This window comes from Microbacterium sp. 01T413_2 (genome assembly GCF_056398985.1).
Genome location: NZ_JBFTQL010000005.1, coordinates 76,534 through 96,073, shown reverse-complemented (window position 1 = coordinate 96,073; position 19,540 = coordinate 76,534). Strand labels below are relative to the sequence as shown.

Here is a 19,540-nt window from a genome sequence, read left to right as displayed (position 1 = left end):
CAACTTCACATCGTCTCTCTACTAAACTGAGAATCAAACCCGTAGGAAAGCGGTCACAATCCAGTGCCCGGTGCCCCTACATGACGTCCTGAGGAGGACCCAGTGGCTAAGGCCAAGTTCGAGCGGACCAAGCCGCACGTGAACATCGGAACGATCGGTCACGTCGACCACGGCAAGACCACGCTCACCGCTGCGATCTCGAAGGTGCTCGCCGACAAGTTCCCGTCGGCCACCAACGTTCAGCGCGACTTCGCGTCGATCGACTCCGCGCCCGAGGAGCGTCAGCGCGGTATCACGATCAACATCTCGCACGTCGAGTACGAGACCCCGAAGCGTCACTACGCTCACGTCGACGCCCCCGGTCACGCCGACTACATCAAGAACATGATCACCGGTGCGGCTCAGATGGACGGCGCGATCCTCGTGGTCGCCGCCACCGACGGCCCGATGGCGCAGACCCGTGAGCACGTGCTGCTCGCCAAGCAGGTCGGCGTGCCGTACCTGCTCGTCGCGCTGAACAAGGCCGACATGGTCGACGACGAGGAGATCCTGGAGCTCGTCGAGCTCGAGGTCTCCGAGCTGCTCGCCAGCCAGGGCTTCGCCGAGGACGCGCCCGTCGTGCGCGTCTCGGGCCTGAAGGCGCTCGAGGGTGACGAGAAGTGGACCCAGTCCATCCTCGACCTCATGGAGGCCGTCGACAACTCGATCCCCGACCCGGTGCGCGACAAGGACAAGCCGTTCCTGATGCCGATCGAGGACGTGTTCACGATCACCGGTCGTGGAACGGTCGTCACGGGCCGCGCCGAGCGTGGCACCCTCGCGATCAACTCCGAGGTCGAGATCGTCGGCATCCGCCCGACGCAGAAGACCACGGTCACGGGTATCGAGATGTTCCACAAGCAGCTCGACGAGGCGTGGGCCGGCGAGAACTGCGGTCTTCTTCTTCGTGGCACCAAGCGCGAGGACGTCGAGCGCGGCCAGGTCGTGGTGAAGCCGGGTTCCATCACCCCGCACACCAACTTCGAGGGCACCGCGTACATCCTGTCCAAGGACGAGGGTGGCCGCCACAACCCCTTCTACACGAACTACCGCCCGCAGTTCTACTTCCGTACCACCGACGTCACCGGCGTCATCTCGCTGCCCGAGGGCACCGAGATGGTCATGCCTGGTGACACCACCGACATGTCGGTCGAGCTGATCCAGCCGATCGCCATGGAGGAGGGCCTCGGCTTCGCGATTCGTGAGGGTGGCCGTACCGTCGGCGCCGGCACGGTCACGAAGATCGTCAAGTAAGCATCTGCTTCCGCGCAAAGGGGTCGAGCCTTCGGGCTCGGCCCCTTTGTCGTTCCCGCGGTGCTCCGGCTTCGGGCCGGGTCTTGTCGAAGGCCAGGTCCGCCGTGCAGAATGGCGAGGTGCGAGCCGACAGCCGGCTCGATCAAGGGAGGGGAACCCCATGGGTCTCGGAGACGCCATCAACGACGCGGTGAACAAGGGCAAGGAGTTCTTCGAGGAGAACAAGGACAAGGTCGAGGAGCTGCTGCACAGCGAGCAGGCCGAGGGCGTCAGCGACACCGTGCTGGGTGGCGCTGCGGACCTCGCCAAGAAGGTCGCCCCCGGGGCTGCCGAGCAGATCGACGGCGTCCGCGACAACCTCGACAAGCAGGTCGGCAACGAGTGATCTCGAACTGAGAACTTCCAGAGGGCGGAGCGCTGCGGCGCTCCGCCCTCTGTGGTGCGTGGCGTTCCTCCCTCGCGACGAGCATTCTGCTGCGGCATCCACGCGGGCCCAGGCGAGTGGCGTCAACGCCCATGCGGTCGCGCACCCGCCTGCCGCAGCGCGGCGCGGACGCGACGAGCGGGTTCGCCGCTCTGACGGAGGTGCTCCGCGGTGATCTGCACCACACGCCATCCCGCTTCGGTGTACGCCTGGTACTTCTCGATGTCCTTCCTCCAACGCAGGCGATCGGTGCGGTGGTAGTCGCCTTCATACTCGACGGCCACCTGGTAGTCCGGGTACGCGATCTCGCTGCAGCCGAGGAACGCGCCTCCCGCGTAGACGTCGAAGTCGAGCACCGGGGTGGGCAGCGCGACCCCTGTCGTCAGAGCGAGTCGCAGTTCGGTCTCCTTCGGGGAGGCGGATCCGATGCGGATCAAAGTACGCGCCTCGCGAAGCCGGATGATCCCGGGACGACGTCCTGCCCGGATGACCGCGTCGAACTCCTCGAACGTGGCCAAAGGCGGGCGCAGCACCCAACCGAACGGTCCTGGGATGCGGGGGATCCGCACGATCGCATCCCCGACGGCGACGAGCTCGTCGAGGCTGAGGCGGCCGGCAAGCGATGCCCAGGTCGCTGCGGGCGTGGCCACCGGCACCCCATCGACCAGCGTCACGGCCTCGAGTTCCGGTGCGGACTGGTGACCGCGTATACGAGGGCCCCGGGGCGCTCGCCCCGGTGCCGGCATTGCGGCCTCCACCTGTACCCGATCCACCTCGGGTTGCCGAGGATTGCCATTCCTTGGGAAAGCTCGTCGCGGCAGCGGGATCCCGTGCCGCACGGCCGCGGTGGAGTGGCTGAGATGCGCGCCCGCCGGCATGGCCTGGGCGTAGGCATCCGACAGAAGTCTCACGGCATCGGACAACGCATCGGAGAGCGGATCCAGATCCTTGTCCTCGCCGAGTTCGCTTACGCTCGCAACCGTCATGCGGACCCCGTGGAACGGCGCACGCAGATCCGAACTCCGCAGGCGTGAAGGCGTGAGGCCCGCGGCAAGTCCTTGCGCCCGGGTGAACGTGTCGCCAAGAGCAGGGGGAAGGGGAGTCGGCTGTCGCATGCGGACAACGATGTCGCCCGGCTTCGCCGCATGGGGCGCACATCGCGGAAGTCGTGGACAACGGCTTCCCGCGCCCGGTTGTGCAGGGCGTTCCCTCCTCGTTCAGTGGTCGCAAACTGCGGTCAAATGGCGTAGATCCCCGCAATCTGCGACCGGTGAGCGGCACATGGCGCGGAGGCCGGAGCCGCCCCAGGCGAAGCCTCGTTCAGTGGTCGCGTAATGCGCCCATACGGCGTGGATGACCGCAATCTGCGACCAGTGAGCGACTCGGGGAGGCGGGGGCCGGAATCGCCCCCGGAGCGGAGGTCGTGCGGTGGTCGGGTATTGCGGTCATGCGGCGTGGATGACCGCAATCTGTGACGAGTGAGCGTACGGCGCGCGACCAGTAAGCGCCTGCCACCCATCCCCGTCCACGCGAGACACGCCGGACACGCCGTCGCGACACGCCCGAGTTTGCGACACGCCCGGGCTGCACGTAGACTATTGAGGTTCCACATTCCGGTGCGCGTCCCGATGCGCGCTGGATCACTGCCAGGGCAGTGCACAGACGGCGCCCTTCCACGGAGAGATCCATGGAAGCGGGTGCAGGGATCTGGGCCGCGGGCAGCAGAACAGACAACCGACACCTCCTCACCGAGGCCCTGCCATGTGCGGGGGTCGGCTTCCGCGGGTCGTGAGGCCCCGGGCTGACAGCAGAACAGTGGTGCGCCCCTTCAAGAGGTCCGATCCGCAAGGGTCAGGGCCAGGAGGAGGAGTGCGAAGGCGCAGAACGCGCCGTCGCGCGTCCAATGCCCCCGGATCATCCGATCCGGGCCGGTACGACGCTTAATGAGAGAGAGCAGACAATGGCGGGACAGAAGATCCGCATTCGCCTGAAGTCGTATGACCACGAGGTCATCGACACGTCGGCCCGCAAGATCGTCGACACCGTGACCCGTGCGGGCGCGACCGTCGTCGGCCCGGTGCCGCTTCCGACCGAGAAGAACGTCGTGTGCGTCATCCGGTCGCCCCACAAGTACAAGGACAGCCGCGAGCACTTCGAGATGCGCACCCACAAGCGTCTGATCGACATCGTCGACCCGACGCCGAAGGCCGTTGACTCGCTCATGCGTCTCGACCTTCCTGCTGACGTCAACATCGAGATCAAGCTGTAAGGGGATCACGATGGTCGACATCAACGCAAAGATTTCCAAGGGACTGCTCGGCACCAAGCTCGGCATGACCCAGGTCTGGAACGAGAACGGCAAGCTGATCCCGGTCACCGTGATCGAGCTGGCCCCGAACGTGGTCACCCAGATCCGCACCCCCGAGAAGGACGGCTACAACGCCGTTCAGATCGCGGCCGGTCAGATCGACCCGCGCAAGGTCAACAAGCCGCTCACCGCCCACTTCGAGGCCGCCGGGGTCACCCCGCGCCGTCACGTCACCGAGATCCGCACCGCGGACGCCGGCGACTACAGCCTGGGCCAGGAGCTCACGGTTGACGGCACCTTCGAGGCCGGCCAGCTGGTCGACGTCGTCGGCACCAGCAAGGGCAAGGGCTTCGCCGGTGTCATGAAGCGCCACAACTTCAAGGGTGTTTCCGCCTCGCACGGTTCGCACCGCAACCACCGCAAGCCCGGTTCCATCGGTGCTTCCTCGACCCCGAGCCGTGTCTTCAAGGGCATGCGCATGGCCGGTCGTATGGGTGGCGAGCGCGTGACCGTCCTCAACCTCACGGTGCACGCCGTCGACGCCGAGAAGGGTCTGCTGCTCGTCAAGGGCGCCGTCCCCGGCGCGCGCGGCCGCATCGTCTACGTCCGCAACGCAGTGAAGGGTGCCTGAGTCCCATGGCTGACACCACTCTGACGCTCGACGTGTTCGCCGGCGGCAAGAAGACCGGTACGGTCGACGCCCCCGCCGCGATCTTCGACGCCAAGACCAACGTTCCGCTCATCCACCAGGTCGTCGTCGCGCAGCTCGCCGCGGCACGCCAGGGCACCCACTCGACCAAGCGTCGTGGTGAGGTCTCCGGTGCCGGTCGCAAGCCCTTCAAGCAGAAGGGCACGGGTAACGCCCGTCAGGGGTCCATCCGTGCGCCGCACATGACCGGTGGTGGCATCGTCCACGGCCCGAAGCCGCGCGACTACTCGCAGCGCACCCCCAAGAAGATGATCGCCGCCGCCCTGCTGGGTGCGCTGAGCGACCGCTTCCGCGGTGAGCGCCTGCACGTCGTCGAGTCCTTCGGCATCGAGGGCAAGCCGTCCACCAAGACGGCCGCCGCCTTCCTGAAGGCGCTCCCGGGCAAGAACCTCCTCGTGGTCATCGACCGCGAGGACGACCTCACCGCCCTGAGCGTCCGCAACCTGGCCTCTGTGCACGTGCTGTACTTCGACCAGCTGAACGCCTACGACGTGGTCAACTCCGACGACATCGTCTTCACCAAGGCGGCCTTCGACGCGTTCGTCGCGCTGAAGTCCGGCGCAACCGAGGAGGTCTCCGCATGAGCGACAACATCCTCGCCGCGGCTGCCAACAAGGACCCGCGCGACATCATCCTGAAGCCGGTCGTCTCCGAGAAGAGCTACGGCCTGATCGACGAGGGCAAGTACACCTTCCTGGTGGACCCCCGCGCCTCCAAGACCGAGATCAAGCTCGCCATCGAGAAGATCTTCGACGTCAAGGTCGCCAGCGTCAACACGATCAACCGCGTCGGCAAGGCTCGCCGCACCCGCTTCGGCACGGGCAAGCGCAAGGACACCAAGCGCGCCATCGTCGCCCTGAAGTCGGGCACCATTGACATCTTCACGGCAGTGAACTGACCGGGGGATAAGGACAGAACATGGCTATTCGCAAGTACAAGCCCACGACCCCGGGTCGCCGCGGCTCGTCGGTGGCCGACTTCGCCGAGATCACCCGATCGACGCCCGAGAAGTCGCTGCTGCGCCCGCTGAGCAAGACCGGTGGCCGCAACAACCAGGGCCGCATCACGACCCGTCACATCGGTGGTGGCCACAAGCGCCAGTACCGCGTCATCGACTTCCGTCGCAATGACAAGGACGGCATCGACGCCAAGGTCGCTCACATCGAGTACGACCCCAACCGCACCGCGCGGATCGCGCTGCTGCACTACTTCGACGGCGAGAAGCGCTACATCATCGCGCCGAACAAGCTGAAGCAGGGCGACATCGTCGAGTCGGGTGCCGGCGCTGACATCAAGCCGGGCAACAACCTTCCGCTGAAGAACATCCCGACGGGTACCGTCATCCACGCCATCGAGCTCCGCCCCGGCGGCGGCGCGAAGATGGCCCGCTCCGCCGGCGCCTCCGTGCGTCTGGTCGCGAAGGATGGCCCCTACGCCCAGCTGCGTCTGCCCTCCGGCGAGATCCGCAACGTCGACGCGCGCTGCCGTGCGACGATCGGCGAGGTCGGCAACGCCGAGCAGTCGAACATCAACTGGGGCAAGGCCGGCCGCAAGCGCTGGTTGGGCGTTCGCCCGACCGTCCGTGGTGTCGCCATGAACCCGGTCGACCACCCGCACGGTGGTGGAGAGGGCAAGACGTCCGGTGGACGTCACCCCGTCTCCCCGTGGGGCCAGGCTGAGGGACGCACCCGTCACGCCAACAAGGAAAGCGACAAGTACATCGTGCGTCGTCGCAACGCCGGCAAGAAGCGCAAGTAGGAGTAAGAGAAGATGCCTCGCAGTCTTAAGAAGGGCCCCTTCGTCGACGAGCACCTGCTTCGCAAGGTGGTCGTGCAGAACGAAGCCGGCAGCAAGAACGTCATCAAGACCTGGTCCCGCCGGTCGATGATCATCCCCGCCATGCTGGGACACACCATCGCCGTGCACGACGGACGCAAGCACATCCCCGTGTTCGTGTCCGAGAGCATGGTCGGTCACAAGCTGGGCGAGTTCGCGCCCACCCGCACCTTCCGCGGCCACGTGAAGGACGACAAGAAGGGGCGGCGCCGCTAATGGTCGAATCCGTCGCACGCGTGAAGCACATCCGCGTGACCCCGCAGAAGGCTCGTCGTGTCGTCGCCCTGATCAAGGGCAAGCAGGCGCAGGAAGCCCTCGCCATCCTGAAGTTCGCGCAGCAGAGCGCCTCCGAGCCGATCTACAAGCTCGTGCACTCCGCGATCGCCAACGCCCAGGTGAAGGCCGATCGTGACGGCGAGTTCCTCGATGAGCAGGATCTCTACATCAAGAACGCCTTCGTGGACGAGGGGACGACGCTGAAGCGTTTCCAGCCCCGCGCCCAGGGCCGCGCGTTCCAGATCAAGAAGCGCACGAGCCACATCACGGTCGTGCTGGCCACCCCTGAGGTCGCCAAGAACGAGAAGGCGAGCAAGTAATGGGACAGAAGGTAAACCCGTACGGCTTCCGCCTCGGCATCACCACGGACCACGTGTCCCGGTGGTTCTCTGACTCGACCAAGCCGGGTCAGCGTTACGCCGACTACGTTGCCGAGGACATCAAGATCCGCCGGCTCCTGCAGACGCAGCTCGACCGCGCCGGCGTGAGCAACATCGAGATCGAGCGCACCCGTGACCGCGTGCGTGTGGACATCCACACCGCTCGCCCGGGCATCGTCATCGGCCGCCGCGGCGCCGAGGCGGAGCGCATCCGTGGCGACCTCGAGAAGCTCACGGGCAAGCAGATCCAGCTGAACATCCTCGAGGTGAAGAACCCCGAGGCCGACGCTCAGCTCGTCGCGCAGGGCATCGCCGAGCAGCTCTCTGCTCGTGTCGCCTTCCGTCGCGCCATGCGCAAGGGCCTCCAGGGCGCCCAGCGCGCTGGTGCCAAGGGCATCCGGATCCAGGTCTCGGGCCGCCTCGGCGGCGCGGAGATGAGCCGGTCGGAGTTCTACCGCGAGGGTCGTGTGCCGCTGCACACGCTGCGTGCGAACATCGACTACGGCTTCTACGAGGCCAAGACCACCTTCGGCCGCATCGGCGTGAAGGTCTGGATCTACAAGGGCGATCTCACCAACAAGGAGCTTGCTCGCGAGCAGGCCAACGCACCGAAGTCCCGTCGTGACGACCGTGGTGGCGACCGCCGCCGTGGCCCGCGCAACGAGGCTCCCGTCGCAGAAGGAGCGTCTGCCTGATGCTTATCCCTCGTAAGGTCAAGTACCGCAAGCAGCATCACCCCAAGCGTGATGGTGCGGCGACCGGCGGCACGAAGGTCTCCTTCGGCGAGTTCGGTATCCAGGCACTCACCCCCGCTTACGTGACCAACCGTCAGATCGAGTCCGCTCGTATCGCGATGACCCGTCACATCAAGCGTGGTGGAAAGGTGTGGATCAACATCTACCCCGACCGTCCGCTCACGAAGAAGCCTGCCGAGACCCGCATGGGTTCCGGTAAGGGTTCCCCCGAGTGGTGGGTCGCCAACGTCAAGCCGGGTCGCGTCCTCTTCGAGGTCGCGGGCGTCAGCGAGGAACTTGCTCGCGAGGCCCTGACCCGTGCCATTCACAAGCTGCCGCTCAAGGCACGCATCATCAAGCGCGAGGAGGGCGACGCGTAATGGCGATCGGCACCAAGGAGCTCGGTGTGACCGAGCTCGACACGTTCGAAGACCAGCGCCTCGTCGAGGAGCTGCGCAAGGCCAAGGAGGAGCTGTTCAACCTCCGTTTCCAGTCGGCCACCGGCCAGCTGGAGAGCCACGGCCGCATCCGCGCCGTCAAGCGCGACATCGCGCGCCTGTACACCGTGATCCGCGAGCGCGAGCTGGGCATCCGTGCGACGCCCGCTCCGGTCGAGGCTCCGGCCAAGAAGGCGTCCAAGGCAAAGGCGAAGAAGGCCGACGAGGCTGACGCGCCGAAGGAGGAGGCCGAGTAATGGCTGAGAAGAAGGCTGCTGCCGCTGAGGCAGAGGTCGTCTCGCACGATGTGCGCGACGCCGATGCTCGTGGTTACCGCAAGTCGCGCCGCGGCTACGTCGTCAGCGACAAGATGGACAAGACCATCGTCGTCGAGGTCGAGGACCGCGTGAAGCACCCGCTGTACGGCAAGGTCATCCGCCGTACGACGAAGGTCAAGGCGCACGACGAGAACAACACCGCCGGCATCGGCGACCTCGTTCTCATCAACGAGACCCGCCCGCTGAGCGCCACGAAGCGCTGGCGTCTGGTGGAGATCCTGGAGAAGGCAAAGTGATCCAGACCGAGTCCCGACTCAAGGTCGCCGACAACACCGGCGCCAAGGAGCTGCTCACCATCCGCGTGCTCGGCGGTTCCAGCCGTCGTTACGCCGGCCTGGGCGACATCATCGTCGCGACGGTCAAGGACGCGATCCCCGGTGGGAACGTGAAGAAGGGTGATGTGGTCAAGGCCGTCATCGTCCGCACCAAGAAGCAGACCCGTCGTCCCGACGGCTCGTACATCAAGTTCGACGAGAACGCCGCCGTGATCCTGAAGAACGACGGGGAGCCCCGCGGCACCCGTATCTTCGGCCCGGTCGGTCGTGAGCTTCGTGACAAGAAGTTCATGAAGATCGTCTCGCTCGCCCCGGAGGTGCTGTAACTCATGGCGAACATCAAGAAGGGTGACCTGGTTCAGGTCATCTCCGGCCGCAAGCAGGAAAAGGGCGGCGACCGCGGCAAGCAGGGCAAGGTCCTCGAGGTCCTCGTCGAGCAGAACCGCGTGATCGTGGAGGGCGTGAACTACGCCACCAAGCACACCCGCCTCGGACAGACGCAGCGCGGCACGAAGACGGGCGGCATCGAGACCATCGAGGCCCCCATTCACATCTCGAACGTCGCCCTGGTCGACCCCGAGACGAAGAAGCCGACCAAGGTCGGTCACCGCGTCGAGGAGCAGGTCAAGGACGGCGTGAAGCGCACGGTCCGCGTGCGCTACGCGAAGAAGAGCGGTAAGGACCTCTGATGGCGGCTGCTGACGCCGCGGGCGCTGTCAAGGTGCAGCCCCGCCTGAAGGCGAAGTACAACAACGAGATCAAGAAGGCTCTGCAGGACGAGTTCGGCTACGAGAACGTCATGCAGATCCCCGGCCTGGTCAAGGTCGTCGTCAACACCGGTGTCGGTGAGGCGGCTCGTGACTCCAAGGTGATCGATGGTGCGGTCGACGACCTCACCAAGATCACCGGCCAGAAGCCGATCGTCACGAAGGCCCGCAAGTCCATCGCGCAGTTCAAGCTGCGCGAGGGTCAGCCCATCGGCGCGCACGTCACCCTCCGCGGTGACCGCGCCTGGGAGTTCGTGGACCGCCTCGTGAACCTCGCACTGCCCCGTATCCGCGACTTCCGCGGTCTCTCGGACAAGCAGTTCGACGGCAACGGCAACTACACCTTCGGTCTCACGGAGCAGAGCGTGTTCCACGAGATCGATCAGGACCGCATCGATCGCGTCCGCGGTTTCGACATCACTGTCGTCACCACGGCGAAGAACGACGACGAGGGCCGGGCGCTGCTGCGTCTCCTCGGCTTCCCGTTCAAGTCGAACGACGCGCAGGCGTAAGACCATGTCTTGAAGACCGGATCCCGGGGGCTTCCTCGGGATCCGGTCTTCGGGCGTGTTGCACGTGACGTACAATTGAAAATTGCGTGCTCATCGCAGGCCGTCTGCCGTGTAACGGCAGCCGGAACCTCATGAACGAAAGAAGACAACTATGACGATGACAGACCCGGTCGCAGATCTGCTGACCCGTCTGCGCAACGCGAACTCGGCGCATCACGACTCCGTGACCCTGCCGTCGAGCAAGCTGAAGACCCACATCGCTGAGATCCTCCAGCAGGAGGGCTACATCTCGGGTTGGGAGATCTCCGACGCCCGCGTCGGTAAGAACCTCACCATCTCGCTGAAGTACGGCCCGAACCGCGAGCGGTCGATCGCCGGCATCAAGCGCGTCTCCAAGCCCGGCCTCCGCGTGTACGCGAAGTCGACGGAGCTGCCCAAGGTGCTCGGTGGCCTCGGCGTCGCGATCCTGTCCACCTCCTCGGGGCTCCTCACGGACCGCCAGGCTGAGCAGAAGGGCGTGGGCGGAGAAGTTCTCGCCTACGTGTGGTGATCTGAAATGTCGCGTATTGGACGACTTCCCATCGAGATCCCCGCGGGCGTGACCGTTTCGGTCGACGGCCGTGCGGTGTCGGTGAAGGGCCCGAAGGGCGAGCTCTCGCTCACCGTGGCCTCCCCCATCGAGGTGTCGGTCGAGGAGAACCAGGTTCTCGTCACCCGTCCGGACGACGAGCGCGCCTCGCGTTCGCTGCACGGTCTGACCCGCACGCTCATCAGCAACGACATCATCGGCGTGACCCAGGGCTACTCCAAGGGCCTTGAGGTCGTCGGCACCGGTTACCGCGTGCAGCAGAAGGGCAACTCGGTCGAGTTCGCCCTCGGCTTCTCGCACCCGGTTCTGATCGACCCGCCCGCCGGCATCACCCTGACGGTGGAGGGCAACAACAAGCTCACCGTCAGCGGCATCAGCAAGCAGGCCGTCGGCGAGGCGGCTGCGAACATCCGCAAGATCCGCAAGCCCGAGCCGTACAAGGGCAAGGGTGTGCGCTACGCCGGCGAGGTCGTGCGTCGCAAGGCCGGAAAGAGTGGTAAGTAACCATGGCTATCAAGACGAAGTCCGACGCCCGCTCGCGTCGTCACGCCCGCCTTCGCAAGAAGATCCAGGGCACCGAGGCGCGTCCGCGCCTGGTCGTCACCCGTTCGGCCCGCCACGTCTTCGTGCAGCTGGTCGACGACAGCAAGGGCCACACCGTGGCCAGTGCCTCCACCCTCGAGACCGACCTGCGCGGCTTCGACGGTGACAAGACCGCCAAGGCCCGCAAGGTCGGCGAGCTCGTCGCCGAGCGCGCGAAGGCCGCCGGTGTCTCGGAGGCCGTGTTCGACCGCGGTGGCAACCGGTACGCCGGTCGTGTCGCGGCCATCGCCGACGGCGCCCGCGAAGGGGGTCTGGCACTGTGAGTGACAACAAGGAGAACGAAGTGACCGAGACGGCTACGGCTCCCGCCGAGACGGCGGCCGGCACCGAGGCTCCGCAGCGCGATGAGCGCCGCGGCGGCCGTGGTGGCCGCGACCGCGGTCAGGGCGGTCGCGACCGCAACTCGCGCGACCGCGGGGACAACCAGTTCCTCGAGCGCGTCGTGACCATCAACCGCGTGTCGAAGGTCGTCAAGGGCGGCCGTCGCTTCAGCTTCACCGCGCTCGTCGTGGTGGGTGACGGCAACGGTCTCGTGGGTGTCGGCTACGGCAAGGCCCGCGAGGTTCCCCTCGCCATCTCGAAGGGTGTCGAGGAGGCCAAGCGCAACTTCTTCCGCGTGCCGCGCTCCGCATCGACCATCCCGCACCCGGTGCAGGGCGAGGCCGCTGCCGGCGTCGTGCTGCTCCGCCCGGCTGCCGCCGGTACCGGTGTTATCGCCGGTGGTCCGGTCCGCGCCGTGCTCGAGTGCGCCGGTATCCACGACGTGCTGTCGAAGTCGCTCGGTTCGTCGAACACGATCAACATCGTGCACGCGACGGTGGCCGCCCTGAAGCAGCTCGAGGAGCCCCGTGCGGTCGCCGCGCGTCGTGGCCTCGAGTTCGACCAGGTCGCCCCGGCGCGTCTCGTCCGCGCAGAGGCTGAGGCCATCGCTGCGCAGAAGGCAGGTGCCTGATGGCTGCGCGCCTCAAGGTCACGCAGGTCAAGTCCAAGGTGAGTGAGAAGCAGAACCAGCGCGACACGCTGCGTTCGCTCGGCCTCAAGCGGATCGGCGACTCGGTCGTCCGTCCCGACGATGCCCAGACCCGCGGTTACGTCCGCACGGTCGCTCACCTCGTCAAGGTTGAGGAGATCGACTAATGGCTGAGAAGAAGGAAGCGGCCACCACCACCGCCGCGAATGCCAAGAAGCCGGCCGCCAAGAAGGCCGAGGAGACCACGGTCTCCCGTCCCGGCGTCCTGAAGGTGCACCACCTGCGTCCGGTCCCCGGCGCCAACACCGCCAAGACCCGTGTCGGTCGCGGTGAGGGCTCCAAGGGCAAGACCGCCGGTCGCGGCACCAAGGGCACCAAGGCCCGCAACACCGTTCGCGTCGGTTTCGAGGGTGGGCAGATGCCGCTGCACATGCGCACCCCGAAGCTGCGCGGGTTCAAGAACCCGTTCCGCGTGGAGTACCAGGTCGTGAACCTGGAGAAGCTCGCCGAGCTCTACCCGAAGGGCGGAGACGTCACCGTCGCCGACCTCGTGGCCAAGGGCGCGGTTCGCAAGAACGAGAAGGTCAAGGTCCTGGGCAACGGCGACATCGCCGTGGCTCTGACCGTGTCGGTCGACAAGGTCTCCAGCTCCGCAGAGCAGAAGATCGTCGCCGCCGGCGGATCCGTCAAGTAACACTCGTCGAGAGGGGCCGGAGATTTCTCCGGCCCCTCTTGCGTTACCCTGGGTAATCGACTGTCCCTCATCGGGCGTCATTCCCTTTGCAGGAAGGCAAGCTTTTGTTCAGCGCCATCGCGCGGATCTTCCGCACGCCTGATCTTCGACGCAAGATCGGCTTCACGATCGCGATCATCGCGATCTACCGCCTCGGATCCACCGTGCCCGCTCCGTTCGTGAGCTTCCCGAACGTCTCCGAGTGCCTCGCTCAGAACAGCGGCACCGAGGGCCTGCTCGGGCTCGTCAACCTCTTCTCCGGCGGCGCGCTGCTGAAGCTGTCGATCTTCGCACTCGGCGTGATGCCCTACATCACGGCCTCGATCATCACCCAGCTGCTGCGCGTCGTCATCCCGCACTTCGAGGCGCTGCACAAGGAGGGCCAGGCCGGTCAGGCCAAGCTCACCCAGTACACGCGATACGTCACCATCGCTCTGGCGCTGCTGCAGTCCACGACTCTCGTCACCGTCGCGCGCACCGGCCAGTTGTTCGGCCAGACGGGCGTCGCCGCGTGCAACCAGCTGCTCACCAACGACGTGTGGTGGGCGCAGCTGCTGCTCATCATCACGCTGACGGCCGGCACCGGCCTCATCATGTGGTTCGCCGAGCTCGTCACCGAGAAGGGCATCGGCAACGGCATGTCGCTGCTGATCTTCACCTCGATCGCCGCGACCTTCCCCGGCGCCATGTGGGCCATCATGCAGACGAAGGGCTTCGAGGTCTTCCTGCTCGTGCTGCTCGTCGGCATCGTCGTGATGACGCTGGTCGTCTTCATCGAGCAGTCGCAGCGACGCATCCCGGTGCAGTACGCCAAGCGCATGGTCGGTCGTCGCACTTACGGCGGCACCAACACCTACATCCCGATCAAGGTGAACATGGCGGGCGTGATCCCGGTCATCTTCGCCTCGTCGCTGCTGTACATCCCGATGCTGGTCGCGCAGTTCAACATCCCGCAGGACGGCAAGACGCCGCCGGCGTGGGCGACCTGGATCATGACGTACTTCGTCAAGGGCGACCACCCGATCTACATGATCACGTACTTCCTGCTGATCATCGGTTTCACGTACTTCTACGTCGCGATCACGTTCAACCCGACCGAGGTCGCGGACAACATGAAGAAGTACGGTGGCTTCATCCCCGGCATCCGGGCGGGTCGCCCCACGGCCGAGTACCTCGACTACGTCCTCACCCGCATCACGCTGCCCGGATCCCTCTACCTCGGCATCATCGCGCTGATCCCGCTGATCGCGCTGGCCACGGTCGGTGCGAACCAGAACTTCCCGTTCGGCGGCGCGTCGATCCTGATCATCGTCGGCGTCGGCCTGGAGACGGTGAAGCAAATCGACGCACAGCTGCAGCAGCGCCACTACGAAGGGCTTCTCCGATGACGGCATCCGCAACCTCCACCGCACGCCTGCTGATCGTGGGCCCGCAGGGCTCCGGCAAGGGCACGCAGGGAGTGCGGATCGCTGAGGCCTACGGTGTTCCGGTGGTCTCCACCGGCGACATCTTCCGCGCCAACATCAAGGACGGCACCCCGCTCGGCAAGCAGGTCACCGCGATCCTCGACGCGGGGGACCTCGTCTCGGATGAGCTGACGGGTGCGCTCGTGCGGGACCGCCTGTCCCAGCCCGATGCCGAGGCCGGCTTCCTCCTCGACGGCTACCCCCGCAACGCCGCGCAGGTCGAAGACCTCGACACGTTCCTGGCCGAGTCGGACGCCGCACTCGACGCCGTGATCCTGCTCGACGTGCCGCGCGAGGAGAGCATCGCCCGGATCACCGTGCGCGCGGTGGAGCAGGGCCGCGGGGACGACACCCCCGAGGCCATCGCGAAGCGTCTGGACATCTACGAGGCGCAGACCGCCCCGATCCTCGACGTGTACGGCGCGCGTGGCATCGTGGACAGGATCGACGGCGTCGGCAGCCTGGACGAGATCACCGAGCGCGTCTTCGCGGCGCTGAACGCCCGCGGGCTCGTGCGCACGGCTGCGGTCTGACGTGGCGTTCCGCCGCTCCATCTACAAGAGCCGCGCCCAGCTCGAGGCGATGGTCGAGCCCGGTCTGATCACCGGTGCGGCGCTCACCGCGGTGCGCGCCGCTGTGCGCCCCGGCATCACGACGGGCGAGCTCGACGCGATCGCGGAGCGCGTGATCCTGGATCGCGGCGCCGAGTCGAACTTCAAGCTCGTGCGCGGCTACCGGCACACCACCTGCATCTCGGTCAATGACCAGGTCGTGCACGGGATCCCCGGATCCCGCGTGCTGCAGCCCGGCGACATCGTCTCGATCGACTGCGGCGCCCAGTTCCGCGGCTGGAACGGCGACAGCGCGATCACGGTCGTCGTGCCGGACCCGTCGCCGTCGGCGTCGTTCGGCGCACGGCAGACGCTTTCTGACGTGACCGAGGGATCCATGTGGGCCGGTATCGCCGCGATGGCGTCGGCGAGGCACCTGGGGGACATCTCCGCGGCCATCGAGGACCACATCCTCACCGCAGGCCCCTCGTCGGTCTCGGGTAAGCCGTACGGCATCCTGCGCGAGTATGTCGGACACGGCATCGGCCGCAAGATGCACGAGGCGCCGAGCCTGTTCAACTACCGCACGCCCGACCGCGGCGCCGAGGTGCGCCCGGGCCTCGTGCTCGCGATCGAGCCCATGGTCACCGCGGGTTCCGAGCAGACCTACGTCGAGGACGACGACTGGACCGTCACCACGACCGACGGATCCGACGGCTCGCACTGGGAGCACAGCGTCGCTCTGCATGACGACGGCATCTGGGTGCTGACCGCCGCCGACGGGGGAGCGGCAGGCCTCGCCGCCTTCGGGATCACCCCCGCGCCGATCGCGTAGCACCGAGCGTCGACCTGCCCCGCGCGCCCCGCGGAGTGCTCCCACGGACCTCAAAGGCTTCGCACGGCACAATGGGAAGACATAGCTGAGCGGATCCGCCGGGCGGGTCTGGACAAGGAGACACAGACATGGCCACTGCCAAGGGCAGGACCAACGGGTTCGCCATCGGAATCACCGCGGCGGTCGTCGCCGTGCTCATCGCACTTGTCGGCGTCGTCGTGTACCTGAACAACAAGGCCACGGACCCGGGTGCCGCGCCGAAGAGCGCGATCGTCAACTCCGACACCGGCGCCGTCACCACCGGCAAGGGCAAGGACAAGGTCGCGCTGTACGTCGACTTCCAGTGCCCCATCTGCAAGCAGTTCGAGACCCAGTACGGGTCGCAGCTGCAGGCGCTCGCGAAGGAGGACAAGATCACGCTCGAGTACCACCCGATCGCGATCCTGGACCGCTTCTCGCAGGGCACCAACTACTCCTCGCGTGCGGCTTCCGCAGCGTACGCCGTCGCGCAGGAGAACCCGGACAAGTTCCTGGACTACCTGAACATCCTGTTCGAGAACCAGCCGACCGAGAACACCCCCGGCCTCACCGATCAGCAGCTGATCGACTACGCGAAGCAGGTCGGCGCCGACAAGGCCGAGGCGGTCATCAAGGCGAACACGTTCTTCAAGTTCCCGACGGCGCAGGCCACCGCGCACAAGATACAGGGGACGCCGACGATCGAGATCAACGGCGAGCGTCTCGACACGAGCAAGCAGGCCGACGTCGCCAAGCTGCAGAAGATCGTCGACCAGAAGTAACAGCTCCGCATTTTGCGGATCCGCGGATCCGGACTACCATAGATCTTTGGTGCTTTGCGCCTTGGTCCGGCGTGTCCGGATCCGCACAGTTCCACCACCACCCACCCACCGCAGATCGACCGGTCTGCAGAAGCGTCAGCGAGGCTATGGCTAAGAAAGACGGTGTCATCGAGATCGAGGGCGTGATTTCCGAGGCTCTCCCCAACGCGATGTTCCGCGTTGAGCTGAGCAACGGACACAAGGTCCTCGCCACGATCTCCGGCAAGATGCGGCAGAACTACATCCGCATCATCCCCGAGGACCGCGTCGTCGTGGAGCTCTCTCCCTACGACCTCACGCGCGGCCGCATCGTCTACCGCTACCGCTAGACCGGTCGAGAAGTAACACCCCAGGCGCTCGCGCCTGCCCGGTGAAGACAGCGATAAGGAAACAACATGAAGGTCAACCCCAGCGTCAAGCCCATCTGCGACCACTGCAAGGTGATCCGTCGTCACGGCCGCGTCATGGTGATCTGCAAGAGCAACCCGCGCCACAAGCAGCGCCAGGGTTGAATCGCCGGGCTCCGTCCCGTCGCTCTCGCAATCCACAACTCAATATCTGAAACAGGCAGGATCAGACGCTTCGACAGGCTCAGCGACCGGGGAACCGGCCGGCGGCCGCGAGAAGCTGACACCTCGGGCGGAGGCCCGGGCACCGATCCTGCTCCACACCTCCACAACACTCCAGGAGTTACCGCATGGCACGTCTTGCCGGCGTCGACATCCCGCGCGACAAGCGCGTGGTGATCGCCCTCACGTACATCTACGGCATCGGCCGTACCCGCTCGGTCGAGATCCTCAAGGCCACCGAGATCGACGAGTCGATCCGCGTCAAGGACCTCTCCGACGACCAGCTCGTCGCCCTCCGCGACCACATCGAAGGCACCTACAAGGTGGAGGGTGACCTCCGCCGCGAGGTCGCCGCCGACATCCGCCGCAAGGTCGAGATCGGCTCCTACGAGGGTATCCGTCACCGTCGCGGCCTGCCGGTCCGCGGTCAGCGCACCAAGACCAACGCGCGTACCCGCAAGGGCCCCAAGCGCACCGTCGCCGGCAAGAAGAAGGCCCGCTAAGCGGCCAGGGAATAGGAGAACACTTTCATGGCTGCACCCAAGGCCGCCGCGCGCAAGCCGCGCCGCAAGGAAAAGAAGAACATCGCGCTGGGCCAGGCCCACATCAAGTCGACGTTCAACAACACCATCGTCTCGATCACCGACCCGTCCGGCGCCGTCATCGCCTGGGCTTCGTCCGGTGGCGTGGGCTTCAAGGGCTCCCGCAAGTCCACCCCGTACGCCGCCGGCATGGCTGCGGAGTCGGCCGCCCGTCAGGCTGCCGAGCACGGTGTGAAGAAGGTCGACGTCCTCGTCAAGGGTCCGGGCTCCGGCCGCGAGACCGCGATCCGCTCGCTGCAGGCCGCAGGCCTCGAGGTGGGTTCGATCCAGGATGTGACGCCTCAGGCGCACAACGGCTGCCGTCCGCCGAAGCGCCGTCGCGTCTGACGCGTTCTGAGGATCCTCGGATCTCGATCCTGTCGAGACCGGGGATCCTCACCCGCGTTTCCTCCACAACTCAAGACCTCACCCACACGTGTCATATAGCGGGCACGTGATCGAAAGGAACACACAGTGCTCATCGCACAGCGTCCCACTCTCACCGAGGAAAAGATCTCCGAGAACCGCAGCCGGTTCGTCATCGAGCCGCTTGAGCCCGGCTTCGGTTACACGATCGGCAACGCGCTGCGTCGCAGCCTGCTCTCCTCGATCCCCGGCGCGGCCGTCACGAGCGTCCGCATCGACGGCGTCCTCCACGAGTTCAGCACCATCCCCGGTGTGAAGGAGGATGTCACCGAGATCATCCTCAACATCAAGCAGCTGGTCGTCTCCTCGGAGCGCGACGAGCCCATCACCGCCTACCTGCGCAAGACGGGCGCCGGCGAGGTCACCGCGGCGGACATCTCCGCCCCGGCCGGTGTCGAGGTGCACAACCCCGAGCTGGTCATCGCGACCCTCAACGAGACCGCCAAGTTCGAGCTCGAGCTGACCATCGAGCGTGGCCGTGGCTACGTCTCCGCAGCTCAGAACCGCAGCGAGTACGCCGAGGCGGGCCAGATCCCGATCGACTCGATCTACTCGCCCGTGCTCAAGGTCAGCTACCGCGTCGACGCCACCCGCGCCGGCGAGCGCACCGACTTCGACAAGCTCGTGCTGGACGTCGAGACCAAGAACTCGATCATCCCGCGCGACTCCGTGGCCTCGGCCGGCCGCACGCTGACCGAGCTGTTCGGCCTCGCCCGCGAGCTGAACGTCGAGGCCGAGGGCATCGAGATCGGCCCCGCGCCGGTCGAGGCCGTGCTCTCGAACGAGCTGTCGATGCCGATCGAGGATCTCGATCTGTCGGTCCGCTCGTACAACTGCCTCAAGCGTGAAGGCATCAACACGGTGTCCGAGCTCGTCGCCCTCTCGGAGACGCAGCTCATGAACATCCGCAATTTCGGACAGAAGTCGGTGGACGAGGTGCGCGACAAGCTCGTCTCGCTCGGCCTGTCGCTGAAGGATTCGGTGCCCGGTTTCGACGGCGCCCACTTCTACGGCGGCTCCGAAGACGAGTCCTTCTGACCTACCCGTTCTGTCATCTGGCAGAGGCCAGCTGACTCGAACCTTTCCGAT

At 66.1% G+C, this 19,540-nt stretch carries 32 protein-coding genes; 31 read left to right on the top strand and 1 reads right to left on the bottom strand.

Annotated elements, in window-relative coordinates; all coding sequences use genetic code 11:
- Window positions 1–102: 102 nt before the first annotated feature.
- Together tuf and AC1DMN_RS05045 are read left to right on the top strand one after the other, a co-directional pair.
- On the top strand, window positions 103–1,293 hold the full coding sequence (tuf, locus tag AC1DMN_RS05050; protein WP_105686027.1) for an elongation factor Tu: 1,191 nt from the start codon (window positions 103–105) through the stop codon (window positions 1,291–1,293).
- Between the two features lie 160 nt (window positions 1,294–1,453).
- The gene (locus tag AC1DMN_RS05045; RefSeq protein ID WP_440734035.1) at window positions 1,454–1,678 is read left to right on the top strand and encodes a hypothetical protein; all 225 of its coding nucleotides are present in this window, start codon (window positions 1,454–1,456) and stop codon (window positions 1,676–1,678) included.
- A gap of 122 nt (window positions 1,679–1,800) precedes the next feature.
- Here the strand turns inward: AC1DMN_RS05045 and AC1DMN_RS05040 are convergent, their stop codons facing one another.
- Window positions 1,801–2,703 carry a hypothetical protein gene (locus AC1DMN_RS05040; RefSeq protein ID WP_477229676.1) on the bottom strand — a complete coding sequence of 301 codons (903 nt, stop codon included), beginning with the start codon at window positions 2,701–2,703 and terminating at the stop codon, window positions 1,801–1,803.
- Window positions 2,704–3,677: 974 nt separating this feature from the next.
- On the opposite strand from AC1DMN_RS05040, the gene rpsJ reads away from it, so the two are divergent.
- From rpsJ to AC1DMN_RS04895, 29 genes are all read left to right on the top strand, one after another.
- Window positions 3,678–3,986, top strand: a complete 309-nt coding sequence (gene rpsJ, locus AC1DMN_RS05035) for a 30S ribosomal protein S10 (protein ID WP_017201594.1) — start codon at window positions 3,678–3,680, stop codon at window positions 3,984–3,986.
- 10 nt (window positions 3,987–3,996) lie between these two features.
- Window positions 3,997–4,656 carry a 50S ribosomal protein L3 gene (gene rplC / locus AC1DMN_RS05030; RefSeq protein WP_233312367.1) on the top strand — a complete coding sequence of 220 codons (660 nt, stop codon included), beginning with the start codon at window positions 3,997–3,999 and terminating at the stop codon, window positions 4,654–4,656.
- A gap of 5 nt (window positions 4,657–4,661) precedes the next feature.
- Window positions 4,662–5,318, top strand: coding sequence for a 50S ribosomal protein L4 (gene rplD / locus AC1DMN_RS05025; RefSeq protein ID WP_440734030.1), 657 nt, complete (start codon window positions 4,662–4,664; stop codon window positions 5,316–5,318).
- Window positions 5,315–5,632, top strand: coding sequence for a 50S ribosomal protein L23 (gene rplW / locus AC1DMN_RS05020; protein WP_045249924.1), 318 nt, complete (start codon window positions 5,315–5,317; stop codon window positions 5,630–5,632). The genes rplD and rplW overlap by 4 nt, the downstream gene beginning before the upstream one ends.
- Window positions 5,633–5,652: 20 nt before the next feature.
- Entirely contained in the window at window positions 5,653–6,492 is an 840-nt protein-coding gene (rplB, locus tag AC1DMN_RS05015; protein ID WP_233312365.1) for a 50S ribosomal protein L2, read from the top strand.
- 12 nt (window positions 6,493–6,504) lie between these two features.
- Entirely contained in the window at window positions 6,505–6,786 is a 282-nt protein-coding gene (gene rpsS / locus AC1DMN_RS05010; RefSeq protein ID WP_233312364.1) for a 30S ribosomal protein S19, read from the top strand.
- On the top strand, window positions 6,786–7,166 hold the full coding sequence (gene rplV, locus AC1DMN_RS05005) for a 50S ribosomal protein L22 (RefSeq protein WP_375903449.1): 381 nt from the start codon (window positions 6,786–6,788) through the stop codon (window positions 7,164–7,166). The genes rpsS and rplV overlap by 1 nt, the downstream gene beginning before the upstream one ends.
- Window positions 7,166–7,921, top strand: coding sequence for a 30S ribosomal protein S3 (gene rpsC / locus AC1DMN_RS05000; protein WP_440734029.1), 756 nt, complete (start codon window positions 7,166–7,168; stop codon window positions 7,919–7,921). The genes rplV and rpsC overlap by 1 nt, the downstream gene beginning before the upstream one ends.
- Window positions 7,921–8,340, top strand: coding sequence for a 50S ribosomal protein L16 (gene rplP, locus AC1DMN_RS04995; protein ID WP_045271046.1), 420 nt, complete (start codon window positions 7,921–7,923; stop codon window positions 8,338–8,340). The genes rpsC and rplP overlap by 1 nt, the downstream gene beginning before the upstream one ends.
- The gene (rpmC, locus tag AC1DMN_RS04990; RefSeq protein WP_045271047.1) at window positions 8,340–8,654 is read left to right on the top strand and encodes a 50S ribosomal protein L29; all 315 of its coding nucleotides are present in this window, start codon (window positions 8,340–8,342) and stop codon (window positions 8,652–8,654) included. The genes rplP and rpmC overlap by 1 nt, the downstream gene beginning before the upstream one ends.
- Window positions 8,654–8,971: a 30S ribosomal protein S17 gene (rpsQ, locus tag AC1DMN_RS04985; RefSeq protein ID WP_052674221.1), complete on the top strand. Its 318-nt coding sequence runs from the start codon at window positions 8,654–8,656 to the stop codon at window positions 8,969–8,971. Before rpmC ends, rpsQ begins: the two co-directional genes overlap by 1 nt.
- On the top strand, window positions 8,968–9,336 hold the full coding sequence (rplN, locus tag AC1DMN_RS04980; protein ID WP_045271048.1) for a 50S ribosomal protein L14: 369 nt from the start codon (window positions 8,968–8,970) through the stop codon (window positions 9,334–9,336). The genes rpsQ and rplN overlap by 4 nt, the downstream gene beginning before the upstream one ends.
- A gap of 3 nt (window positions 9,337–9,339) precedes the next feature.
- Window positions 9,340–9,699, top strand: coding sequence for a 50S ribosomal protein L24 (gene rplX, locus AC1DMN_RS04975; RefSeq protein ID WP_477229675.1), 360 nt, complete (start codon window positions 9,340–9,342; stop codon window positions 9,697–9,699).
- Window positions 9,699–10,289, top strand: a complete 591-nt coding sequence (gene rplE, locus AC1DMN_RS04970) for a 50S ribosomal protein L5 (protein ID WP_440734028.1) — start codon at window positions 9,699–9,701, stop codon at window positions 10,287–10,289. The genes rplX and rplE overlap by 1 nt, the downstream gene beginning before the upstream one ends.
- A 151-nt stretch (window positions 10,290–10,440) precedes the next feature.
- Entirely contained in the window at window positions 10,441–10,839 is a 399-nt protein-coding gene (gene rpsH, locus AC1DMN_RS04965; protein WP_233312358.1) for a 30S ribosomal protein S8, read from the top strand.
- A gap of 6 nt (window positions 10,840–10,845) precedes the next feature.
- Window positions 10,846–11,382: a 50S ribosomal protein L6 gene (gene rplF, locus AC1DMN_RS04960; RefSeq protein ID WP_440734027.1), complete on the top strand. Its 537-nt coding sequence runs from the start codon at window positions 10,846–10,848 to the stop codon at window positions 11,380–11,382.
- A gap of 2 nt (window positions 11,383–11,384) precedes the next feature.
- A complete protein-coding gene (gene rplR, locus AC1DMN_RS04955) occupies window positions 11,385–11,744 on the top strand; it encodes a 50S ribosomal protein L18 (protein ID WP_267920971.1) in 360 nt (119 codons plus the stop codon).
- Window positions 11,741–12,433, top strand: a complete 693-nt coding sequence (gene rpsE, locus AC1DMN_RS04950; protein WP_440734026.1) for a 30S ribosomal protein S5 — start codon at window positions 11,741–11,743, stop codon at window positions 12,431–12,433. Before rplR ends, rpsE begins: the two co-directional genes overlap by 4 nt.
- Window positions 12,433–12,618: a 50S ribosomal protein L30 gene (rpmD, locus tag AC1DMN_RS04945; RefSeq protein WP_018171461.1), complete on the top strand. Its 186-nt coding sequence runs from the start codon at window positions 12,433–12,435 to the stop codon at window positions 12,616–12,618. Before rpsE ends, rpmD begins: the two co-directional genes overlap by 1 nt.
- Window positions 12,618–13,145, top strand: a complete 528-nt coding sequence (gene rplO, locus AC1DMN_RS04940; RefSeq protein WP_440734025.1) for a 50S ribosomal protein L15 — start codon at window positions 12,618–12,620, stop codon at window positions 13,143–13,145. The genes rpmD and rplO overlap by 1 nt, the downstream gene beginning before the upstream one ends.
- Window positions 13,146–13,249: 104 nt before the next feature.
- Complete coding sequence (secY, locus tag AC1DMN_RS04935; protein ID WP_233312356.1) at window positions 13,250–14,572, top strand: preprotein translocase subunit SecY; 1,323 nt, start codon at window positions 13,250–13,252, stop codon at window positions 14,570–14,572.
- A complete protein-coding gene (locus AC1DMN_RS04930) occupies window positions 14,569–15,183 on the top strand; it encodes an adenylate kinase (RefSeq protein ID WP_441977582.1) in 615 nt (204 codons plus the stop codon). The genes secY and AC1DMN_RS04930 overlap by 4 nt, the downstream gene beginning before the upstream one ends.
- A gap of 1 nt (window position 15,184) precedes the next feature.
- Window positions 15,185–16,036 (top strand): type I methionyl aminopeptidase, encoded by an 852-nt coding sequence (map, locus tag AC1DMN_RS04925; protein ID WP_477229673.1) that lies wholly within the window; start codon window positions 15,185–15,187, stop codon window positions 16,034–16,036.
- Window positions 16,037–16,164: 128 nt separating this feature from the next.
- Window positions 16,165–16,836, top strand: coding sequence for a DsbA family protein (locus AC1DMN_RS04920; RefSeq protein WP_440734022.1), 672 nt, complete (start codon window positions 16,165–16,167; stop codon window positions 16,834–16,836).
- 146 nt (window positions 16,837–16,982) lie between these two features.
- Window positions 16,983–17,204: a translation initiation factor IF-1 gene (gene infA / locus AC1DMN_RS04915; RefSeq protein WP_017201569.1), complete on the top strand. Its 222-nt coding sequence runs from the start codon at window positions 16,983–16,985 to the stop codon at window positions 17,202–17,204.
- Window positions 17,205–17,270: 66 nt separating this feature from the next.
- Window positions 17,271–17,387, top strand: a complete 117-nt coding sequence (gene rpmJ / locus AC1DMN_RS04910; protein ID WP_005050492.1) for a 50S ribosomal protein L36 — start codon at window positions 17,271–17,273, stop codon at window positions 17,385–17,387.
- A gap of 185 nt (window positions 17,388–17,572) precedes the next feature.
- On the top strand, window positions 17,573–17,947 hold the full coding sequence (gene rpsM / locus AC1DMN_RS04905; RefSeq protein ID WP_440734021.1) for a 30S ribosomal protein S13: 375 nt from the start codon (window positions 17,573–17,575) through the stop codon (window positions 17,945–17,947).
- A gap of 27 nt (window positions 17,948–17,974) precedes the next feature.
- On the top strand, window positions 17,975–18,373 hold the full coding sequence (gene rpsK, locus AC1DMN_RS04900; protein WP_017829189.1) for a 30S ribosomal protein S11: 399 nt from the start codon (window positions 17,975–17,977) through the stop codon (window positions 18,371–18,373).
- A 126-nt stretch (window positions 18,374–18,499) separates the two neighbouring features.
- Window positions 18,500–19,489, top strand: a complete 990-nt coding sequence (locus AC1DMN_RS04895) for a DNA-directed RNA polymerase subunit alpha (protein WP_233312352.1) — start codon at window positions 18,500–18,502, stop codon at window positions 19,487–19,489.
- Window positions 19,490–19,540: the final 51 nt, after the last annotated feature.

Bases quoted from the DNA above. Each gene is read 5' to 3' on its own strand.
- AC1DMN_RS05045 (WP_440734035.1), top strand. From the start codon at position 1,454: ATGGGTCTCGGAGACGCCATCAACGACGCGGTGAACAAGGGCAAGGAG.
- AC1DMN_RS05040 (WP_477229676.1), bottom strand. From the start codon at position 2,703: ATGACGGTTGCGAGCGTAAGCGAACTCGGCGAGGACAAGGATCTGGAT.
- rpsJ (WP_017201594.1), top strand. From the start codon at position 3,678: ATGGCGGGACAGAAGATCCGCATTCGCCTGAAGTCGTATGACCACGAG.
- rplC (WP_233312367.1), top strand. From the start codon at position 3,997: ATGGTCGACATCAACGCAAAGATTTCCAAGGGACTGCTCGGCACCAAG.
- rplD (WP_440734030.1), top strand. From the start codon at position 4,662: ATGGCTGACACCACTCTGACGCTCGACGTGTTCGCCGGCGGCAAGAAG.
- rplW (WP_045249924.1), top strand. From the start codon at position 5,315: ATGAGCGACAACATCCTCGCCGCGGCTGCCAACAAGGACCCGCGCGAC.
- rplB (WP_233312365.1), top strand. From the start codon at position 5,653: ATGGCTATTCGCAAGTACAAGCCCACGACCCCGGGTCGCCGCGGCTCG.
- rpsS (WP_233312364.1), top strand. From the start codon at position 6,505: ATGCCTCGCAGTCTTAAGAAGGGCCCCTTCGTCGACGAGCACCTGCTT.
- rplV (WP_375903449.1), top strand. From the start codon at position 6,786: ATGGTCGAATCCGTCGCACGCGTGAAGCACATCCGCGTGACCCCGCAG.
- rpsC (WP_440734029.1), top strand. From the start codon at position 7,166: ATGGGACAGAAGGTAAACCCGTACGGCTTCCGCCTCGGCATCACCACG.
- rplP (WP_045271046.1), top strand. From the start codon at position 7,921: ATGCTTATCCCTCGTAAGGTCAAGTACCGCAAGCAGCATCACCCCAAG.
- rpmC (WP_045271047.1), top strand. From the start codon at position 8,340: ATGGCGATCGGCACCAAGGAGCTCGGTGTGACCGAGCTCGACACGTTC.
- rpsQ (WP_052674221.1), top strand. From the start codon at position 8,654: ATGGCTGAGAAGAAGGCTGCTGCCGCTGAGGCAGAGGTCGTCTCGCAC.
- rplX (WP_477229675.1), top strand. From the start codon at position 9,340: ATGGCGAACATCAAGAAGGGTGACCTGGTTCAGGTCATCTCCGGCCGC.
- rplE (WP_440734028.1), top strand. From the start codon at position 9,699: ATGGCGGCTGCTGACGCCGCGGGCGCTGTCAAGGTGCAGCCCCGCCTG.
- rpsH (WP_233312358.1), top strand. From the start codon at position 10,441: ATGACGATGACAGACCCGGTCGCAGATCTGCTGACCCGTCTGCGCAAC.
- rplF (WP_440734027.1), top strand. From the start codon at position 10,846: ATGTCGCGTATTGGACGACTTCCCATCGAGATCCCCGCGGGCGTGACC.
- rplR (WP_267920971.1), top strand. From the start codon at position 11,385: ATGGCTATCAAGACGAAGTCCGACGCCCGCTCGCGTCGTCACGCCCGC.
- rpmD (WP_018171461.1), top strand. From the start codon at position 12,433: ATGGCTGCGCGCCTCAAGGTCACGCAGGTCAAGTCCAAGGTGAGTGAG.
- rplO (WP_440734025.1), top strand. From the start codon at position 12,618: ATGGCTGAGAAGAAGGAAGCGGCCACCACCACCGCCGCGAATGCCAAG.
- AC1DMN_RS04930 (WP_441977582.1), top strand. From the start codon at position 14,569: ATGACGGCATCCGCAACCTCCACCGCACGCCTGCTGATCGTGGGCCCG.
- AC1DMN_RS04920 (WP_440734022.1), top strand. From the start codon at position 16,165: ATGGCCACTGCCAAGGGCAGGACCAACGGGTTCGCCATCGGAATCACC.
- infA (WP_017201569.1), top strand. From the start codon at position 16,983: ATGGCTAAGAAAGACGGTGTCATCGAGATCGAGGGCGTGATTTCCGAG.
- rpmJ (WP_005050492.1), top strand. From the start codon at position 17,271: ATGAAGGTCAACCCCAGCGTCAAGCCCATCTGCGACCACTGCAAGGTG.
- rpsM (WP_440734021.1), top strand. From the start codon at position 17,573: ATGGCACGTCTTGCCGGCGTCGACATCCCGCGCGACAAGCGCGTGGTG.
- rpsK (WP_017829189.1), top strand. From the start codon at position 17,975: ATGGCTGCACCCAAGGCCGCCGCGCGCAAGCCGCGCCGCAAGGAAAAG.